At 70.4% G+C, this 17805-nt stretch carries 15 protein-coding genes and 2 tRNA genes; 11 read left to right on the forward strand and 6 right to left on the reverse strand.

The annotated features are described in order from the left end of the window. Positions 1-85: 85 nt before the first annotated feature. Entirely contained in the window at positions 86-718 is a 633-nt protein-coding gene (locus ACFWWU_RS08565) for a DUF461 domain-containing protein (protein ID WP_384140917.1), read from the reverse strand. Between the two features lie 640 nt (positions 719-1358). Between ACFWWU_RS08565 and ACFWWU_RS08570 the strand changes: the two genes are divergently transcribed. From ACFWWU_RS08570 to ACFWWU_RS08595, 6 genes are all read left to right on the forward strand, one after another. Further along, positions 1359-1841, forward strand: coding sequence for a CarD family transcriptional regulator (locus ACFWWU_RS08570; RefSeq protein WP_003953493.1), 483 nt, complete (start codon positions 1359-1361; stop codon positions 1839-1841). 410 nt (positions 1842-2251) lie between these two features. Beyond that, a complete protein-coding gene (gene ispD, locus ACFWWU_RS08575) occupies positions 2252-3010 on the forward strand; it encodes a 2-C-methyl-D-erythritol 4-phosphate cytidylyltransferase (RefSeq protein ID WP_384140921.1) in 759 nt (252 codons plus the stop codon). After that, positions 3000-3509, forward strand: coding sequence for a 2-C-methyl-D-erythritol 2,4-cyclodiphosphate synthase (gene ispF, locus ACFWWU_RS08580; protein ID WP_384140924.1), 510 nt, complete (start codon positions 3000-3002; stop codon positions 3507-3509). The genes ispD and ispF overlap by 11 nt, the downstream gene beginning before the upstream one ends. Before the next feature lie 65 nt (positions 3510-3574). Continuing rightward, positions 3575-4975 carry a cysteine--tRNA ligase gene (gene cysS / locus ACFWWU_RS08585; protein ID WP_384140927.1) on the forward strand — a complete coding sequence of 467 codons (1401 nt, stop codon included), beginning with the start codon at positions 3575-3577 and terminating at the stop codon, positions 4973-4975. Positions 4976-5055: 80 nt separating this feature from the next. Beyond that, the gene (rlmB, locus tag ACFWWU_RS08590) at positions 5056-6012 is read left to right on the forward strand and encodes a 23S rRNA (guanosine(2251)-2'-O)-methyltransferase RlmB (protein ID WP_384140930.1); all 957 of its coding nucleotides are present in this window, start codon (positions 5056-5058) and stop codon (positions 6010-6012) included. A gap of 116 nt (positions 6013-6128) precedes the next feature. Beyond that, on the forward strand, positions 6129-7841 hold the full coding sequence (locus ACFWWU_RS08595; protein ID WP_384140933.1) for a DoxX family membrane protein: 1713 nt from the start codon (positions 6129-6131) through the stop codon (positions 7839-7841). An 83-nt stretch (positions 7842-7924) separates the two neighbouring features. Here the strand turns inward: ACFWWU_RS08595 and ACFWWU_RS08600 are convergent, their stop codons facing one another. From ACFWWU_RS08600 to ACFWWU_RS08610, 3 genes are all read right to left on the reverse strand, one after another. Next, entirely contained in the window at positions 7925-8641 is a 717-nt protein-coding gene (locus ACFWWU_RS08600; protein WP_384140936.1) for an NDP-sugar synthase, read from the reverse strand. A gap of 151 nt (positions 8642-8792) precedes the next feature. Then, positions 8793-9203, reverse strand: coding sequence for a hypothetical protein (locus tag ACFWWU_RS08605; RefSeq protein ID WP_329622062.1), 411 nt, complete (start codon positions 9201-9203; stop codon positions 8793-8795). 214 nt (positions 9204-9417) lie between these two features. Next, positions 9418-10515 carry an ABC transporter ATP-binding protein gene (locus ACFWWU_RS08610; RefSeq protein WP_384140939.1) on the reverse strand — a complete coding sequence of 366 codons (1098 nt, stop codon included), beginning with the start codon at positions 10513-10515 and terminating at the stop codon, positions 9418-9420. 182 nt (positions 10516-10697) lie between these two features. Here ACFWWU_RS08610 and ACFWWU_RS08615 point away from each other — a divergent pair. From ACFWWU_RS08615 to ACFWWU_RS08630, 4 genes are all read left to right on the forward strand, one after another. Continuing rightward, positions 10698-10771, forward strand: a tRNA-Thr gene (locus tag ACFWWU_RS08615). Positions 10772-11312: 541 nt separating this feature from the next. Continuing rightward, positions 11313-11510 (forward strand): hypothetical protein, encoded by a 198-nt coding sequence (locus tag ACFWWU_RS08620; protein ID WP_384140942.1) that lies wholly within the window; start codon positions 11313-11315, stop codon positions 11508-11510. Further along, positions 11497-12189, forward strand: coding sequence for an HAD family hydrolase (locus ACFWWU_RS08625; RefSeq protein WP_384140945.1), 693 nt, complete (start codon positions 11497-11499; stop codon positions 12187-12189). Before ACFWWU_RS08620 ends, ACFWWU_RS08625 begins: the two co-directional genes overlap by 14 nt. 506 nt (positions 12190-12695) lie before the next feature. Next, positions 12696-12953 carry a hypothetical protein gene (locus tag ACFWWU_RS08630; protein ID WP_384140948.1) on the forward strand — a complete coding sequence of 86 codons (258 nt, stop codon included), beginning with the start codon at positions 12696-12698 and terminating at the stop codon, positions 12951-12953. A gap of 125 nt (positions 12954-13078) precedes the next feature. Here ACFWWU_RS08630 and ACFWWU_RS08635 read toward each other — a convergent pair. Next, positions 13079-13176: transfer RNA gene (locus ACFWWU_RS08635), tRNA-Ser, on the reverse strand. 911 nt (positions 13177-14087) lie between these two features. Between ACFWWU_RS08635 and ACFWWU_RS08640 the strand changes: the two genes are divergently transcribed. Then, positions 14088-16145, forward strand: a complete 2058-nt coding sequence (locus tag ACFWWU_RS08640; protein ID WP_384140951.1) for a restriction endonuclease — start codon at positions 14088-14090, stop codon at positions 16143-16145. Positions 16146-16301: 156 nt separating this feature from the next. Here ACFWWU_RS08640 and ACFWWU_RS08645 read toward each other — a convergent pair whose 3' ends face one another. Continuing rightward, positions 16302-17693 carry an NAD(P)/FAD-dependent oxidoreductase gene (locus ACFWWU_RS08645; protein ID WP_384140954.1) on the reverse strand — a complete coding sequence of 464 codons (1392 nt, stop codon included), beginning with the start codon at positions 17691-17693 and terminating at the stop codon, positions 16302-16304. Positions 17694-17805: the final 112 nt, after the last annotated feature.

The raw sequence follows: 17805 nt of genomic DNA on the forward strand, positions 1-17805 counted from the left end.
GAGCCGAAAACGAGTCGGACATACGTGTGAAGGGGCGCCCCCGACCGGGGGCGCCCCTTCACACGTATGTCCTGCTGCCGCTCGGTCAGTGACCGGCGGTCGTCGCCTCGGCCGAGGCTTCGGTGCCGTGCTCGCCCTCGCCGCCGTGCTCGCCCTCGGCCGGCGCCGAGGCGGTCGGCGAGGAGCCCGGGGGAGCGGGGACGATCGACGGGCCGAAGTCCTTGAAGTAGCTCGTCGCCGGGACGACGAAGGCTTCCAGGCCGACGTCGCCGGTCTTGCTGAGCTTGAAGACGACCTCCTGCGCGTCGCCCTTCCTGGCGGCCTCGGTGCCGTTCTCGATCGTGGCGGTCGCGTTGCCCGCGCCGCCGATCACGACGGAGCCGAGCGCCGGGACGGTGATCGGGCCGGTGCTGCCCGCGGCCGGCGTCAGCTTCACCGTCGCCTTCGTACCCGGCAGGGTGATCGCGTCGAGGGTCTGCGGCGCGCTGCCGTTGTTGAAGACGGTGGCCGAGACGACGGCCGGCCCCTTCACGCCCTGGTGGGGCTGGGTGATGACGAGCGCGTTCTGGATCTTGACGTCGTCCACGGTGACGGCCGCGTTGTCCGGCTTGACGCCGAGGGTCTGCGCGTCGTTGCCCGCACCACAGGCGGACAGCGCGGCGATGGAGAACACGATGGCAGTGGCGGCGAGGGCGCCGCGTCGAAGGCTGCGGCTCACGGCGGCGGCATCTCCTAGGACGAACGGACAGGCTGGGGGACTAAGGAACAGCTAAAGGTGTGTCAGCGCGCTTAGGTTACCGAGCCGCACTCTCCGTCCCGCACCCGACCCGCCCCTAACGGGCCGCGGCAGTTGCCGGGAGCCTCCCGGACCCGCCCCGCGGGGCCCTCCGGCCGCCGCCGTGAGCGGGCTCGCGAGCAGGCACCCTTGGCCGGATCGCAACCCATTGACCCGTTGTTCACATAACCGCCTTGATCAATTCGAGGGCCGCCGCGCATTACCCGCGGCCCCGCTCCGGAAAATCACGGACCGTCGTCGACCTGATCAATTCCGGAATCACCCCGCCATGCATCCGTACGGGTGGTCGATCCTCGAACGGAGTACGTGAAGAAGGGCTCGCCGAACCCGACAAACCAGGACATCACCCCTCTCTGGAGGGGCTCCTGGTACGTGTAACGTGCGCGTTTCTCTTCGTCCGCGCAGTGGCTCCGACCTGCGAATACCGCCTTCCGGAAGCCCTCCGCAGCACGTTCGTGATGCTGTTGTCAAGCCCCGAGATATGCTCTGACCTGCGAAAACGCCATTCAGAAGAAGCCGTATCCGTGTTACCCTGGATAGCCACGGAAGGGGTACCTGTCACATGACGTTCAAGGTTGGCGACACCGTGGTCTATCCCCATCACGGGGCCGCGCTGATCGAGGCCATCGAAACTCGCCAGATCAAAGGCGTGGACAAGACCTACTTGGTGCTCAAGGTCGCGCAGGGCGACCTGACGGTTCGTGTACCGGCGGACAATGCGGAGTTCGTCGGTGTTCGCGACGTGGTCGGTCAGGACGGGCTGGACCGGGTCTTCGAGGTGCTGCGCGCGCCGTACGCCGAAGAGCCGACGAACTGGTCCCGTCGCTACAAGGCAAATCTCGAGAAGCTCGCCTCCGGCGATGTCATCAAGGTCGCCGAAGTAGTACGCGACCTGTGGCGCCGGGAGCGCGAGCGCGGGCTGTCCGCCGGTGAGAAGCGGATGCTTGCCAAGGCTCGGCAGATCCTGGTGAGCGAGCTGGCTCTCGCGGAGAACACGAACGAGGACAAGGCCGAGGCTCTCCTCGACGAGGTCCTCGCGTCCTGAGTGAGCGCGCTCTGAATCGCTCCGGTCTTTTCCGGGTGCCCGGGTCCTGCCCGGCAACCGGATCTTTCCGGGCGATTCGTTCCGAGCGTGCCTCCAAGTGAAGCGATGCCGCGGTGCCCGCTGGCGCGCTGTGAACCACACAGCGCTGTCGCCGGGCGCTGCGGCATGTTCGCGTACGTATGCGGAGCGTACGCGCGACCGTACACACGCGGGCTGAGGCCGGGCAGAGCCGGGCAACCCCGTGCGTACCGCTGAAGAGAACCCGCACCCCCTGTTACGTCCGAACCCCTGTGCTCACGCGGTAACGCCTCGACCGTCGTCACGGAAAGGGCCCGGTCAAGGCGTCGCGTCCGGCACGGTGAGGCCATACCCATGTCGGCCGCGGAAACAAACCTGCCGGAGTGCAACCGATGTCAGACGAAGCGCGTCCTCCTCGTACCGCCGTGGTGATCCCGGCAGCCGGACGGGGCGTACGCCTCGGCCCGGGCGCCCCCAAGGCGCTCCGCGCGCTGAACGGCACCCCCATGCTCATCCACGCCGTCCGCGCGATGGCCGCCTCCCGCGCGGTCTCGCTCGTCGTCGTGGTCGCACCGCCCGACGGACCTGTCGGCGCCACCGAGGTCAAGCACCTCCTCGACGCCCACGCCCTCCCCGAGCGGACCGACTACGTCGTCGTCCCCGGCGGCGACACCCGCCAGGAGTCCGTCCGCCTCGGACTCCAGGCGCTGCCCGAGGGCATCACCACGGTCCTCGTCCACGACGCGGCCCGCCCCCTGGTCCCCGTCGACACCGTGGACGCCGTCATCGAGGCCGTACGGGACGGGGCCGTCGCCGTCGTCCCCGCGCTGCCCGTCGCGGATACCGTCAAGGAGGTCGAGCCGGCCGAGAAGCCCGGCGACCCCGAGCAGGTCGTCGCCACACCGGTCCGCGCCCGCCTCCGCGCCGTCCAGACCCCGCAGGGCTTCGACCACGACACGCTGGTCAACGCCCACGCCACCATCGCCCTCACCGGTGAGGGCGCCACCGACGACGCCGGCATGGTCGAGCGCCTCGGCGCGCCCGTCGTCGTCGTGCCCGGCCACGAGGAGGCGTTCAAGGTGACCCGTCCGCTCGACCTCGTCCTCGCCGAGGCCGTACTCGCCCGCAGGAGGGCCAACGATGGCTTCTGAGATCCCCCTCATCCCGCTCGTCGGCATCGGCACCGACGTCCACGCCTTCGAGGAGGGCCGCGAACTCTGGTGCGCCGGCCTCCTCTGGGAGGACTCCGACGGATACGGCCTCGCCGGCCACTCCGACGGTGACGTCGCCGCCCACGCCGCCTGCGACGCCCTCTTCTCGGCCGCCGGCATCGGCGACCTCGGCGCCCACTTCGGCACCTCGCGCCCCGAGTGGTCCGGCGCCTCCGGCGTCACCCTCCTCGCCGAGGCCGCCCGGATCGTCCGCGCCGAGGGGTACGAGATCGGCAACATCGCCGTCCAGGTCGTCGGCGTCCGCCCCAAGGTCGGCAAGCGCCGCGACGAGGCCCAGAAGGCGCTGAGCACGGCGGCCGGCGCACCCGTCTCCGTCTCCGGCACGACCACCGACGGGCTCGGCCTGACGGGCCGCGCCGAGGGCCTCGCCGCCCTCGCGACCGCCCTCGTCTACCCCGTATCGCGGCAGAGGCCGTGAAAAAGGTGTCCCGCGTCAGCCGACAGGGTCGCGGGGCACTACCACACGCCCACTACCCTGGAGTGGTGACTATTCGCCTGTACGACACCAGCGCCCGGCAGATCCGTGACTTCACCCCGCTCACACCGGGCTGCGTCTCGATCTACCTCTGTGGCGCGACCGTGCAGGCCGCCCCGCACATCGGCCACATCCGGTCGGGGCTGAACTTCGACATCATGCGCCGCTGGTTCGCCTACCGCGGCTACGACGTCACGTTCATCCGGAACGTCACCGACATCGACGACAAGATCATCGCCAAGGGCGCGGACCAGGGCCGCCCCTGGTGGTCCATCGGCTACGAGAACGAGCGCGCGTTCAACGCGGGCTACGACGCGCTCGGTTGCCTGCCGCCCACCTACGAGCCCCGCGCCACCGGGCACGTCCCCGAGATGATCGAGATGATGCGCGGCCTCATCGAGCGCGGTCACGCGTACGAGGCCGACGGCAGCGTCTACTTCGACGTGCGCTCCTTCCCGGGCTACCTGGAGCTGTCGAACCAGGACATCGACGACCTGCGGCAGCCCGCCGAGGACGGCATCACCGGCAAGCGTGACCCGCGCGACTTCGCGATGTGGAAGGCGACCAAGCCGGGCGAGCCCGACTGGGACACCCCGTGGGGCCGCGGCCGCCCCGGCTGGCACCTGGAGTGCTCGGCCATGGCCCACAAGTACCTGGGCTCCGCCTTCGACATCCACGGCGGCGGCCTCGACCTGATCTTCCCGCACCACGAGAACGAGATCGCCCAGGCCAAGGCCTACGGTGACGACTTCGCGAAGTACTGGGTGCACAACGCCTGGGTCACCATGGCCGGCGAGAAGATGTCGAAGTCGCTCGGCAACAGCGTGCTGGTGTCGGAGATGGTCAAGAACTGGCGCCCCATCGTCCTCCGCTACTACCTGGGCACCCCGCACTACCGCTCGATGATCGAGTACAGCGAGGAGTCCCTGCGCGAGGCCGAGTCGGCGTTCGCTCGTATCGAGGGCTTCGTCCAGCGCGCCACCGAGAAGGCGGGGACGACCGTCGCCCCCGCCGCCGAGGTGCCGCCGGCCTTCGCCGAGGCCATGGACGACGATCTGGGCGTGCCGCACGCGCTCGCGATCATCCACACCACCGTCCGTCAGGGCAACAGCGCCCTCGCGGCGGACGACAAGGACGAGGCCATCGCCCGCCTCGCCGAGGTCCGTGCCATGCTCGGCGTCCTCGGCCTGGACCCGCTCGACCCGCACTGGGCCGACGAGTCCGGCGGCGGCGAGGAGCTCCATGGCGTCGTCGACACCCTCGTACGGCTCGTGCTCCAGCAGCGCGAGTCGGCCCGCGAGCGGAAGGACTGGGCGACCGCGGACGCGATCCGCGATCAGCTGAGCCACTCCGGTCTCGCCATCGAGGACAGCTCCGACGGCCCCCGCTGGACGCTGGGCAACCGTTAGAAGACGTGCCGCTCGGGGCTCCGGGCGGCACACTTCAGTTACAGACTTGTGTACGCAGGCAATAGAGGAAACAGGTAGTCATGGCCGGGAACAGCCAGCGCAGGAACCGTCGCACGTCCAACAAGAAGGGTGCGACGGTCGGCAGCGGTGGCCAGCGGCGCAAGGGCCTCGAAGGCAAGGGCCCGACACCCAAGGCCGAGAACCGCAAGGGCCACAAGGCGTTCCGCGTCACCAACGCGATGGCCCGGAACGCGGCCAAGCGCAAGCCCGTCGCGCGCCGCGGCGGCAAGGGCACGTCCGAGATGGTCGTCGGCCGCAACCCGGTCTTCGAGGCGCTGCGCGACGGTGTGCCCGCCACGACCCTGTACGTCCAGCAGTTCATCGACAACGACGAGCGCGTGCGCGAGGCCCTGAACCTCGCCACCGGCCGCGGCAACATCCACATCATGGAGGCGCCGCGCCCCGAGCTCGACCGGATGACGAACAACCTGAACCACCAGGGCCTCGTCCTCCAGGTCCCGCCGTACGAGTACGCGCACCCCGAGGACCTCGCCGCGGCCGCCTTCGACGAGAACGAGGACCCGCTGATCGTCGCCCTCGACGGCATCACCGACCCGCGTAACCTCGGCGCCGTCGTCCGCTCCGTCGCGGCCTTCGGCGGCCACGGCGTGGTCGTCCCCGAGCGCCGCGCCGCCGGCATGACGGCCGGTGCGTGGAAGACCTCGGCCGGCACCGCCGCCCGTACCCCGGTCGCCCGCGCCACCAACCTGACCCGCTGCCTGGAGCAGTACCAGAAGGCCGGTCTCACGGTCGTCGGCCTCGCCGCCGACGGTGACCACGAGGTCCACGAGCTGGAGGCGCTGTCCGGCCCGGTCGTCATCGTCGTCGGATCCGAGGGCAAGGGCCTGTCGCGCCTCGTCGGCGAGACCTGCGACTACCTCGTCCGCATCCCCATGCCGGGCGGCGCCGAGTCGCTCAACGCGGGTGTGGCCGCGGGTGTCGTGCTGTACGAGGCGGCCCGCCGCCGTATGGCGTAACACTTCCTCGCACCACTCATCGCACGACCCGGCCTCGGCCGCGGCGTTGATCTTGACGGGTCTCGGACATTTGCGAGCTGTCAAGGCAGTGTCCTAAACCCAGATCACTCGGTTAGATGAGTGTGGACACCAGAACGCCCCGGCCGGGGTTCGACGATCAGCCCGCGCTGAGCATGGTCAAAGTGGACTCAGATCCCGCCCAGGTGATCGTGAACCACGCCAGCTTCCGCGTGCGGCTCGCGCCGGCACAGGCGCCGACGTTCGCCGCGAACCCGCGCGTCGCCGCACTCGCGGGTGCGGGAGCCGGTGCGGGAGGGCGCGCGCCGCGCCGCCGTCCCGTCGTGTGGACGGGGAAGTCCGCGCCGGGTGCGACGGGCCTCCTCCAGGCCGTACGCGACTCCTCCGCCGTCTCCACCCTGGACCCGGCCGTCGGTCGCGGCGGTCACGGCGGGCATGGCGGCCATGGTGCACCGGATGGACATCTCGGGCACACGGGACACGCCGGGCTGGGCGCGGGGCTCGACGCCGGGCTCGACGCGGGCGCCACCCAGGCGATCCCGCGCATCGACGACACCATGCCCACCCCGATGGTGCCCGCCGAGGCCGCCGTGCCGCTGCTGCCGCCGATGCGTCGCGCCGAGAGCGCCTACGACGACGTGTACGAGCTCCGGCCCGAGACCCCCGGGCCGTACGAGGACGACACGGCGGACGGCCGAGAGGGCCGCGACGGCCGGCGCCAGGCGCACGACCCCGTCCGGCACGCGTACTACCCCGGCCGCCGGATGAACCTCGGCGTCGTCCTCCTCCCGCTCCGCGTCTTCCTCGGCTTCATCTCCATCTACGCGGGCATGGGCAAGCTCTGCGACCCCGTCTACTTCGACGGCGGCGAGCGCGGCTCCATGGTGAAGTGGCTCAACTCGCTGCACCCGTGGGCCCTCGCCGAACCGCTCCGCGACTTCGCCCTCCAGCACCCCGTGGGCGCCGGGCTCACCGTCGCGTTCCTCCAGGTCGTCGTCGGCGTCCTCACCGTCCTCGGCCTCTGGCAGCGGGCGGCCGCCGTCGTCGGCGCCCTGCTCTCCGCCGCGCTCATCCTGACCGTCAGCTGGAAGACCGTCCCGGTCTACGACTCGGCCGACATCATCTACCTGGCCGCCTGGTCCCCGCTGATCATCGCCGGCGCCCCCGTGTACTCGATCGACGGCCGCCTCGCGGGCGAGGCCTGGCGCACCCTCGGCCCCCGCGCCGAACTCTGGGCCCTGCGCCGCCGCGTCACGCGCCGCAGCACCCTCCTCGCCTCGGTCGTCGTCGGCCTCACCCTCCTCATCGGCTCCGTCCTCGGCGGCGCGGTCCGCTCGACCGAGATGGTCACCGTGCCGGGCCCCAACGACGACCCGATCAACCACCTCCCCGGTCAGCCGCTCCCCACGGAGCCGACGCGCCGGGCCCCCTCCAGGAGCGCCTCCACCGCGCCCGAGCCGGCCGCGACCTCCGAGACGACGGAGGCCACCGCCGGGCGCGAGGAGACCGAGGAGACCGAGGAGGCGACCCGGCCGACCGAGACGACCCGGGAGGCCCCCCGCACGCAGGAGCAGCGCCCGACGGCCACGCGGGGCAGCGGCAGCACGGGCTCCTCCACGACCACCCGCCCGCCGACGCAGTCGGACCCGGCGCCCCCGCCGACCACCAGCGACGCCCCGACGAGCACGGGCGGCACGTCGAGCGGCGGTTCCACCGGGTCGACGGGCTCGACGGGCGGCAGCAGCACGCCGACGGAGAGCGGCTCGACGACGGGCGGCGCCAGGAACCCGATCGGCGGCCTCCTGGGCTGAGGCGGGCAGCGGAAGAAGGGCGGCACCGCCGATACGCGGTAGCCGCCCTTCTCGTACGCGTACGGAGGAACTCCTCCGGGGCTTCAGGCCCGCTGGGCGGCGAGCTCCTTGGCTGCCTCCGTGAGGTCCTTGGCGGTGTCGATGGCCCGCCAGTACGCCCCCTGGGGCAGCGGGAAGCCGGCGAGGCGGCGCTCGCGGGCGAGCCGGGGGAAAGTGGTCCGCTCGTGGTCGCCGAGGTCCGGGAGGAGCTCGGTGAAGGCCGCGGAGAAGACGTACACGCCGGCGTTGATGAGGAACGGCGACGGGGGCGACTCGACGAAGTCGGTGATGTGCCCGAAGGTGTCGGTCTCGACGGCGCCCCAGGGGATGCGGGGGCGGGCCAGGGCGAGGGTCGCGAGGGCGTCCCGCTCGTCGTGGAACGCGGCCATCTCGCGGAGCGAGAAGCGGGTCCAGATGTCGCCGTTGGTCGCGTACCAGGGCTGGTCCGGCGAGGGCAGATGCGCGGCGGCGTACTTGAGGCCGCCACCGCGGCCCAGGGGCTCGGACTCGACGACCGTCGTCACCTTGAGGGGGAGGTCGGCGGTTTCCAGCCACTCCTGGAGGACTTCGGCGAGGTGGCCACAGGAGACGACCGCGTCGGTCACGCCCTCGGCGGCGAGCCAGGAAAGCTGATGGCCGATGATCGGGGTCCCGGTGCCCGGGATCTCGACCATCGGCTTGGGGCGGTCGTCGGTGTAGGGGCGCAGCCGCGAGCCCTGGCCGCCCGCCAGGACCACGGCCTGCGTCGGATTGGTGTGCATACGGGGAACGATAGGCGCCCCGCGCGCCCGACGGCCGGATGCGCGACGGTGGCTGGGCGCCCGACGGCCGGATGCGCGACGGCGGCTGGGCGCGCGACGGTGCTCGGCTTGTGGCTCGTCTTGTGGCTCGGCTTACGTCTCAGCTCCCGGCTCAGCTCGTGCGCATGACGCCGGTCGCGTACGACGTGTCGCAGACCGGGCGGGAGAAGGACTGGGCCCGGGAGGGGCCATAGTGCTTGACGGCGGCGCGGCCGAGGGCGCGGGCGATGGACATGCAGTGCTCGGCGAGGGAGGGCCGGTTCTCGACCTCGCGCTGGAGGTGCGTGAGGGCCGTGCCGGGGTCCTTCTCCTGAAGCTCTGCGAGGAGCTGGTCGCGGAGAATATCCTGCGGGGCACGGGACTTGGCGCGGACGGAGACGTCCGTGGAGGAGGCCGTCAGCTGAGTGGTGGAGTCCTGGCCGGCCCACGGAACCGCGGACACCGCGAGCGTTCCCGAGAGCACCAGGACGACGGGCAGGACGAGGGCGAGAGAGCGGCCGATTCGGCGGGCAGTGTGCGTCACGCAGGCGAGCGTAGCGGCCGGTAGTGATATGGCGACATTTAGTCACTCTCGCGGGGGATGGTTCGAGGCGGCTTTTCGAATTCCGTGTTGACGCGGGGGTCGTGGGCGGGCCCTGAATGCCGGGGTTTTCCGGGGTAAACCACGACTTGGACCTCTTAGGCGAACGGCCCCGCATCTGCAAGAGATGCGGGGCCGTTCAGCGAAGCGCCGTGGGTCAGTCGCTGAGGCGGGCGCCCGTGGAGGTGGAGAAGACGTGCAGCTCGGCCGCGCGCGGGACGACGTGGAGCGTGGAGCCCTTGGCGGGGACGTCACGGCCGCCGACGCGGACGACCAGGTCCTTGTCCTCGCCGCCGACGCGGGCGGAGCCGTAGATGAAGCCGTCCGAGCCGAGCTCCTCGACGACGTTGACCGTCACGGCCAGGCCCTGGTCGCTCTCCGAGCCCTGCACGTCGAAGTGCTCGGGGCGGATGCCGACGGAGACCGTGGTGTCGCCGTTGGCGGAGGCGGCGGCGATGGCGTCACGGGAGACGGGGACGACGCTGTTGCCGAACTTCACGCCGCCGTCGGTGATCGGGACCTCGATCAGGTTCATGGCGGGGGAGCCGATGAAGCCGGCGACGAAGAGGTTGGCGGGGCGGTCGTACATGTTGCGCGGGGAGTCGACCTGCTGGAGCAGACCGTCCTTCAGCACGGCGACGCGGTCGCCCATGGTGAGGGCCTCGGTCTGGTCGTGGGTGACGTAGACCGTGGTGATGCCGAGGCGGCGCTGGAGACCGGCGATCTGCGTACGGGTCGAGACACGGAGCTTCGCGTCGAGGTTCGACAGCGGCTCGTCCATGAGGAAGACCTGCGGCTCACGCACGATGGCGCGACCCATGGCGACACGCTGACGCTGACCGCCGGAGAGGGCCTTCGGCTTGCGGTCCAGGTACTCGGTGAGGTCGAGGATCTTCGCGGCCTCTTCGACCTTGGCGCGGATCTCGCTCTTGTTGACGCCGGCGATCTTGAGGGCGAAGCCCATGTTGTCGGCGACGGTCATGTGCGGGTACAGCGCGTAGTTCTGGAACACCATCGCGATGTCCCGGTCCTTCGGCGGCAGGTGCGTGACGTCGCGGTCACCGATGCGGATGGAGCCGGCGTTGACGTCCTCGAGCCCCGCGAGCATGCGGAGCGAGGTCGACTTGCCACAGCCGGAGGGCCCGACGAGGACGAGGAACTCGCCGTCGGCGATCTCGATGTCGAGCTGGTCGACGGAGGGCTTGGTGGCACCGGGGTAGACCCGGGTCGCCTTGTCGAAAGTGACGGAAGCCATGGTGGTGTATCCCTTCACCGGCAGGAACGTGCCGGACGATCCGAGTAAAGGAAGGATTGAGGTCTAGTCCACCTGGGTGAACCGCAAGTGACGCTACCTGCCCCTGCCCGATCTGTCAGCCTCCCAGAGCACGTGAGATTTCCGGCCGCCGCCCGGGCTGGGTTGGTTACACTGCACTCGCTGCCTCCTTAGCTCAGCTGGCCAGAGCACCGCTCTTGTAAAGCGGGGGTCGTCGGTTCGAACCCGACAGGGGGCTCACGGCAAAGGGCCAGCGCAGGGGCATGTTTCCCCGGCGCTGGCCCTTTCGCATGATCACGGCCGTGCCATCTACGTGCCAGAAGGCCCGTCCTGTCCGGCCACCCCGGCGAAGGTCTCCAGGTGGTGAGCGAGCTCGGGACGAGTTCGGCCGGGAAGGCGGCCGGCCGGACGCCGGCGGCGGAGCGAGGATGGCTCGCCGAAGCGGAGCGTGGTGAAGGCGGTGAGGAGGACCCTGCATGGTGCTCTTCGAGAGCCGCTCGACAAGATCCGGATCGGCAGGCTCACTCCGTCGAGCATCATCATGCGGATACTCGTCCCTGACATGTCCGTGCCGCAGGCCGCGCCTGTGCGCATGGCATGGAGGATGGCGCCGACGACAAGCGGCTCCGGGACCGCAACCACGACATCATGGTCGGCTACACCCGCAGCATTCGGATGCCATTACAGAACTGCGCCACCTCGGCCTCGTCGCCGAGACGCGGACCAACGTCCGTGTCCACAGCGGCACGCAGTTCTTCAAGCTCTTCGGGTACTACCCGATGTGCCCCAACAGGGTTCTCGCCCAGGGCGAGACGATCGAGATCTACGATCTCATGGGTATCGACACAATCCTCTTCCACCTCTCGATCGACGAGGGCGAGTCCTCAAGCGGAACCCAGCAGGTCCAGCAAGCCCGGATGTGGTTCGAGAGTGTCTGGGAGACCATCGGAAGGGACTTCGACCTTGACGCACGCTGACCCGCTCACCGAGACCCTGGCGAACGCCCGCGTCATCCTCTTCGACTTCGACGGCCCTGTGTGTGACGTGTTCGCAGGACTGCCGGCGCCCGAGGTCGCACAGGAGCTGACTGCTCTCCTCTCCACCCAGGATGCAGCCGCGGGCGCGAAGGCCGCTCAGACGGACGACCCGATCGAGGTGCTGCGCATCGCGCATGAGGCCGACACCGAACTCGGCCAGAGGATCGAACAGGCCCTCACGGCCGCCGAGGTCCGAGCCGTCGCGGTGGCAGGCCGGCCGACGCCAGGAGCAGCCGAAGCACTCCAGGCAGCATGTTCGGCCGGTCGAGGCGTTGCGGTGGTGAGCAACAACTCTGCGGAGTGCGTACGACTCTTCCTGGGGCTCCACGGCTTGGAGGAGTACGTCACGAAGATCGTGGGTCGGCCCTCCGAGCAGCCGCACCTGATGAAGCCAAACCCCTTCCCGCTCATCAGGGCAGCCGAGCAGATGCACATCGACGTCACGAGCTGCACCCTGATCGGCGACTCCCTCACGGACATCCAGGCGGCCCACGCGGCAGGCGCAATGGTGATCGGCTACGCCAACAAGCCCCACAAGGCAGAGCAGTTCGTCGAGGCGCAGGCCGACGTCATCACCGAGGACATGCAAGCCATCGCCGACGCACTCACCACGGCATAGCCGAGGATCAACGGGGGAGCTGTTACAGGTTTCTCCACCTCATCAAGGCACTCGCCGCGCACGGCGCGGTGCGCGCGGCCCGTCGGTCGGGCCTGCGCTCCTGTCTGACGCCCCGCTCCAGCCCGGCCGCCGGCCGCACGCCTGACAGCTTGGGTGGTTGGGCAGCAGAAGCAGGGTTTCAGGCGCGGCAACTGTCACATGGCACGCGTAGCCACGAGCGCCGCCGACTGCGGCCAAAACGGGCGACCAAAAGACGGCTAGCAGCCAGGGAGGGGTTACCTCTTGCGCATGGCCGGCCGACTGCCAGGCCTGAGTAGGGCCGGGCGCCGTACCCCCGCCGTCACGGATGACGAGAGCGTGAGGCGACCGCACCACCGGGAAGGGGCGGGCGGGGAGCAGCTGCTGCCGCGAAGTGGTGCCGGCCGGTGTGGTCGCTCCGCGTCGGTGCCGGTATCACCGTGGCTGATGAGCGTGTCGTTGGGAGGCCCCTCTTAGGATCGGGTGCCATGACGAGCCCCTTGGCACCCGACGATCATCTTGGCGATCGGGAGGCCTTCAGCGCCTTCCTAGCCCGTCTTCGCGAAGACCACGCCGCCAACAGTCAGCAGTGGGAGAACGCAACGCTGGAAGGGTTCTTGGAGGCCCTGCAAGCCTGGACCGATGCCTCCCCGGGGTGGTACCGAAACTTCGGTCATGATCTGCCCTCCGAAGGTGACTGGACGTTCTTCGCTCGTGCCCTGACTGCCGCTCGGATCTACGAGTAGCTCTCCTGGGTCCGTGCCCCTGGCGTGCCCGATCGAGCGGGGAGCATCAGGGAACAACGGTCAGTCGCGGGCACCAAACAACACGACGGCCCCTGACCGACTTACCTGGTCAGGGGCCGTTCACCTGCGGTGGGTGTGGGATTTGAACCCACGGTGACATCGCTGCCACGACGGTTTTCAAGACCGTGGGCAGCAGGGGCAGCACTGGGCCCTCTGTCCCCGCTGCTTACGGCTCTAAGCTGGCCGTCAGGCACCAAGTGCAGCTTGGTGGGCCGCAGGGAGAGAGCCTTGTCAACATCATTCGCGATGGTGCTTCTGCCACTGATTGTGGTCGTCGGTGGGGGCTGCCTCACGGGGGTTGTGCTCGGCATCCACGCTCTGCTTCTCGGACGCCTGCCAGGCCGACGGCTGCCAAGGTACGTCCGGCAACCAAGACTCTGGGGAACCGGTGCGGTGCTCGTCTCGTGCATCGGGTTCGGCAGCGCAACGCTGTTCGTGGTCGGGCTCGGTTTGGTCGCCTTGGGCCACACGATGAAGTCCGTGTCCTGATCGACTCGTCCCAGCATCCCGTGCCACACCCGTGCCAGGTTGAGCGGGGAACCACGGGGAATCGGGGCACGAAGCGGGCAACATGGCCGCACTGCACCAAGCCAGCGAACCCGCAGCTCGGGCCCATGATGGCCCACCCTCTCTTGTAAAGCGGGGGTCGTCGGTTCGAACCTGACAGGGGCTCCAGGGCGAGGACCCCCGACCGATCTTGGTTGGGGTCTTCGGCTTCTACGGGTGACATCTACGGCGACGGTCAGGGACGGTTGGGCTGGGGTGGGGAGTCGGGGGTGCCGCGGGTGGGGGATGCGGGTGACCCCTGGGTGTTTCTCGGCTACGACGTCCCCGTCGCGATGTGGCCGGTAGGGGACGCGATCCTGCATTGCGGTCCGCCTGATCCAGGACTCGACTACCAGACGGGCTCTTGCGCGGACGGGTGACCAGGTGTCGACGGCGCCTCATGCCGGGGCGCTCGCGCTCCGACCCGGACCGTAGCTGCTGCGGCGTTCCTGTGTTCCGGGTTGGGCTTGTCCGGGACACTTGTGCGTTACGGGGGCGTACAGGTGGCGTTCGGGGAGGGGTGTGCGGATGGGGCGGCGTTCCGGTGGGCTGATCGGGGTCTGGGCCGAGCAGCAGCGGATTGCGCAGCGGGAGCGTGAGGGGCAGCAGCAGGCCGTGCTGCGTCAGCGCAGGGAGGCGGAGGGGGCGCAGCGGGCGTACGAGCGGGATGTCGCCCGGATGCAGAAGGAGCAGCGGGCCGCGTATCGGCGGCATCGGGACGAGGACGCTCTGCGGCGGACCCACGAGCTGGACGCGCGGGTCGCCGAGCTCCAGGGGCTGCTCGTCGCGGGGTGCCGGGCTCCGGGCTTCGGGGTGGAGGGGTTGCGGCGGAGTGAGGACGTGGCGCCGTTCGCGCCCGGGGCGTTGGGCGTGCCCGTGGCCATGCCGGACCAGCGCTACTACCAGGAGCACGGCGGGCGGGCGCGGTTCGAGCGCGACTGGTACGCGGCACAGGCCGCCGAGGCCCGGCGCCTTGAGCAGTTGGACGCGTACCGGAGGGCGTACGACTCCTGGGCCGCGGCGCGGATCGTGGAGATCCGGCGGCACAACGACGGCGTCCCCGGGACCGCCGACGCCTTGCGGGTGGGGGAGCCCGAGACCGTCGTCGAGTTCTTCTCGGCCGTGCTCTTCGCCTCGACCGCCTGGCCCGAGGGGTTTCCGCGCGAGGTTGCCGCCGCCTACGACCCTGCCGGGCGCACGTTCGTCCTCGACTGGGACCTGCCCGCGTACGAGGTCGTACCCGCCGCCAAGGGGGTCAAGTACCTGCCGAGTACCGACCAGGACAAGGAGGTGCCGCGGCCCGTTGCCCAGCGGCGCCTCCTCTATCGGGACGTGCTCGCGCAGAGCGTGCTCCTCGCCGTGCGGGAGTTGTTCGTCGCCGATCGCGGCGGTGTCCTGGAGAGCGTCGCCCTCAACGGGTACGTGGGCGGGGTCGATCCCGCCACCGGGCTCGCCGGGCGGGTGTGCGTCGCTACCGTCGTCGTGGGACGGCGCGACTTCGACCGGTTGAACCTGGAGCTCGTCGGGGCCGTGGAGTGCCTGACCGGGGCCCTCGGCGGGCGGCTGTCCGCCAAGCCCGACGAGCGGGTCGCCGTGGCACCGCTGCGCATGCCCGAGCAGGTCGGTTCGGATGTCGTGGTGCAGGGGGACGGGGACGAGCCCGATCTCCTCGCCATGGACCCGATCGCCTTCGAGGGCCTTGTCGCCGAGCTGTTCCGGGCCCGGGGGCTCCAGGCCGTCACCACGCGCCGCTCCAACGACGGCGGCGTCGACGTCGAGGCGCTGGATTCCGATCCGATCAGCGGCGGCTCGATCGTCGTCCAGGTCAAGCGCTACCGGAACACCGTCCCGCCGACCGCCGTCCGCGATCTTTACGGGACCGTGCAGGACGCCGGCGCGAACAAGGGCGTGCTCGTCACGACCTCGAAGTTCGGGCCCGGGTCCTACGCCTTCGCCAACGGCAAGCCGTTGACGCTGATTTCGGGTGTCGAGCTCGTCGACCTCCTTCATCAGCACGGACTGCGCGGACGGTTGGGGAGTGGAGCGGCGGCGCCGGCCCGGCCCGCCGAAACCGCCGTGACCGCGCCCGCCGAGGCCGACGACGACTTCAACCTGCTCGGCATGGTGTGGTCGGGGTCCGCCGCACTTGACGTGTGCGCACTGGTCTGCGCGGGCAATGAGGTCCTCGGCGACGAGTGGTTCGTCTTCTTCAACAACCCCGCCACACCCGATGGTTCGGTGGCCATGGTCGCCGCCGCTCCCGGCGACCGCGCCGCCGTACGCGTCGGCTTCGACGCGCTCCCCGCCCGCGCCGACCGGCTCGTGCTGGTGGCCGCGGTGGACCCGGAGGTGAATCCCGACGCCGATCTGGGCGCCTTCACCGACGCGGGGATCCGGCTGCGGGACGACTCCGGGGGCGAGCTCGACCGCCTTGAGGTGTCCGACGGGCGGCCCGGGGAGACCGCCCTCGTCCTCGGGTCCTTCCGGCGGCGCACCGGCGGCAACTGGGACTTCGTCCTCGGCGGGAAGGGGTACCGGGGCGGCCTTGAGGAGTTGGTGGGGGACTTCGGGATTCAAGTGGAGTGACGGGGGGGTGGGGGAGGGCGGGGAGTCGGGGAGGGTGGGGAGTCGCGGAGTCGGGAGGGCGCGGAATCGCGGAGTCGGGGAGTCGGCGACGGAGAGGCTCGTCGGGGCCGGCCGGGCCGGGCCCGAGTTTCGCGGGCCCGGCCCCCCCTCCGTCCGTCAGTGGCGGCCCGTCACCTTGTCCGCCAGGACCGCCACGCGGTCCGTCTCCGCGCTGTGGCCCGTCAGTTCGCGGCGGTCCGCTCCTCGGAACGCCGCGTACATCGTCTGGACCGCGAGCCAGCGCAGCGGCTCCGGTTCCCACTTGCGGACCTTGTGGTTCACCCAGGGCAGTGCGGTGAGGTCCGTGGGGCCCGACTGGCCCGAGTCCTGCTGGATCAGGTCGCGGAGGGTGCGGGCCGCCAGGTTGGCGGTGGCGACGCCGGAGCCCACGTAGCCGCCGGCCCAGCCCAGGCCCGTCGAGCGGTCGAGCGTGACCGTCGCGCACCAGTCGCGGGGGACGCCGAGGACGCCGGACCAGGCGTGGTCGACACCGATGCCGGCGAGCTGCGGGAAGAAACGGACCAGGATGTCGCGAAGGGCCTCGATCGTCCGGGGCTGGGTGCGGCCGTCGTTGTCGGTCTTCGAGCCGTAGCGGTACGGGACTCCCCGGCCGCCCAGCGCGATGCGGCCGTCAGCCGTGCGCTGCGCGTACATGTAGGCGTGCGCCATGTCGCCGAGGGTCTCGCGGCCCTCCCAGCCGATGGACTCCCACTGGGCGTCCGTGAGGGGCTCGGTGGCGATCATCGACGAGTTCATCGGCAGCCAGGTGCGGCGCTGGCCGGCGAGGGAGGCCGTGAAGCCCTCGGTGCAGCGCAGGACGTACGGGGCGCGGACCGTGCCGTACGGGGTGATCGCGTGCTTCGGCTTGATCTCCGTGACCGGCGTCGACTCGTGGATCGTGACGCCGAGGGACTCCACGGCCGCCGCCAGGCCCTTGACGAGTTTCACCGGGTGCAGGCGGGCGCCGTGCGGTGTCCAGGACGAGCCGACGGCGCCGGTGACGCGGATCCGGTCCGCCGTCTCGCGGGCGCCGTAGAGTTCGCGGTCCCTTTCGCCGAAGGCGGCCTCGGTCGCGTGGAACTCCTTCAGACGGGCCAGTTGGGCGGGGGAAACGGCTACTTCGAGCACTCCTCCGCGGTGCTGGTCGGCCTCGATCTTCTCCGTCTCGCAGACGTCCAGGACCTCGTCGACCGTGGCGTTCATGGCCTGCTGGAGGCGGACGGCGGCCTCGTGCCCGTGGAGCCTGGCGTAACGGGCGCGTCCCGCGATGCCGTTGTAGAGCCAGCCGCCGTTGCGTCCGGAGGCGCCGTAGCCGCAGAACTTGGCTTCGAGGACCGTGATGTTGAGGAACGGGACGGCCTTCTTCAGGTAGTAGGCCGTCCACAGGCCCGTGTAACCGCCGCCGACGATGCAGACGTCGGCCGTGGTGTCGCCGGGGAGCGGCTCGCGGGGGGCGGGGGCGCCCTCCTGCCCGTACCAGAACGAGATGCCGCCGTTGACCGTACTCATGTGTCGTTCCTCAGTCCGTCTGCCGGGTGCGTGGGCGGGACGTTACCCGGGGCCTCGGGCCTGTGGATACGGGTGCTTCGGCGGCGGTTTCCCGGCGGGGCCCGGCCTGGGG

This window comes from Streptomyces sp. NPDC058650 (assembly GCF_042717315.1).
Classification (GTDB): domain Bacteria; phylum Actinomycetota; class Actinomycetes; order Streptomycetales; family Streptomycetaceae; genus Streptomyces.

Coding starts and splice junctions, on each gene's coding strand:
- ACFWWU_RS08630 (WP_384140948.1), top strand. CDS start 12,696: ATGACGAGCCCCTTGGCACCCGACGATCATCTTGGCGATCGGGAGGCC.
- ACFWWU_RS08600 (WP_384140936.1), bottom strand. CDS start 8,641: ATGCACACCAATCCGACGCAGGCCGTGGTCCTGGCGGGCGGCCAGGGC.
- ispF (WP_384140924.1), top strand. CDS start 3,000: ATGGCTTCTGAGATCCCCCTCATCCCGCTCGTCGGCATCGGCACCGAC.
- ACFWWU_RS08645 (WP_384140954.1), bottom strand. CDS start 17,693: ATGAGTACGGTCAACGGCGGCATCTCGTTCTGGTACGGGCAGGAGGGC.
- ACFWWU_RS08570 (WP_003953493.1), top strand. CDS start 1,359: ATGACGTTCAAGGTTGGCGACACCGTGGTCTATCCCCATCACGGGGCC.
- ispD (WP_384140921.1), top strand. CDS start 2,252: ATGTCAGACGAAGCGCGTCCTCCTCGTACCGCCGTGGTGATCCCGGCA.
- ACFWWU_RS08610 (WP_384140939.1), bottom strand. CDS start 10,515: ATGGCTTCCGTCACTTTCGACAAGGCGACCCGGGTCTACCCCGGTGCC.
- ACFWWU_RS08620 (WP_384140942.1), top strand. CDS start 11,313: ATGTGCCCCAACAGGGTTCTCGCCCAGGGCGAGACGATCGAGATCTAC.
- rlmB (WP_384140930.1), top strand. CDS start 5,056: ATGGCCGGGAACAGCCAGCGCAGGAACCGTCGCACGTCCAACAAGAAG.
- ACFWWU_RS08595 (WP_384140933.1), top strand. CDS start 6,129: ATGAGTGTGGACACCAGAACGCCCCGGCCGGGGTTCGACGATCAGCCC.
- ACFWWU_RS08640 (WP_384140951.1), top strand. CDS start 14,088: ATGGGGCGGCGTTCCGGTGGGCTGATCGGGGTCTGGGCCGAGCAGCAG.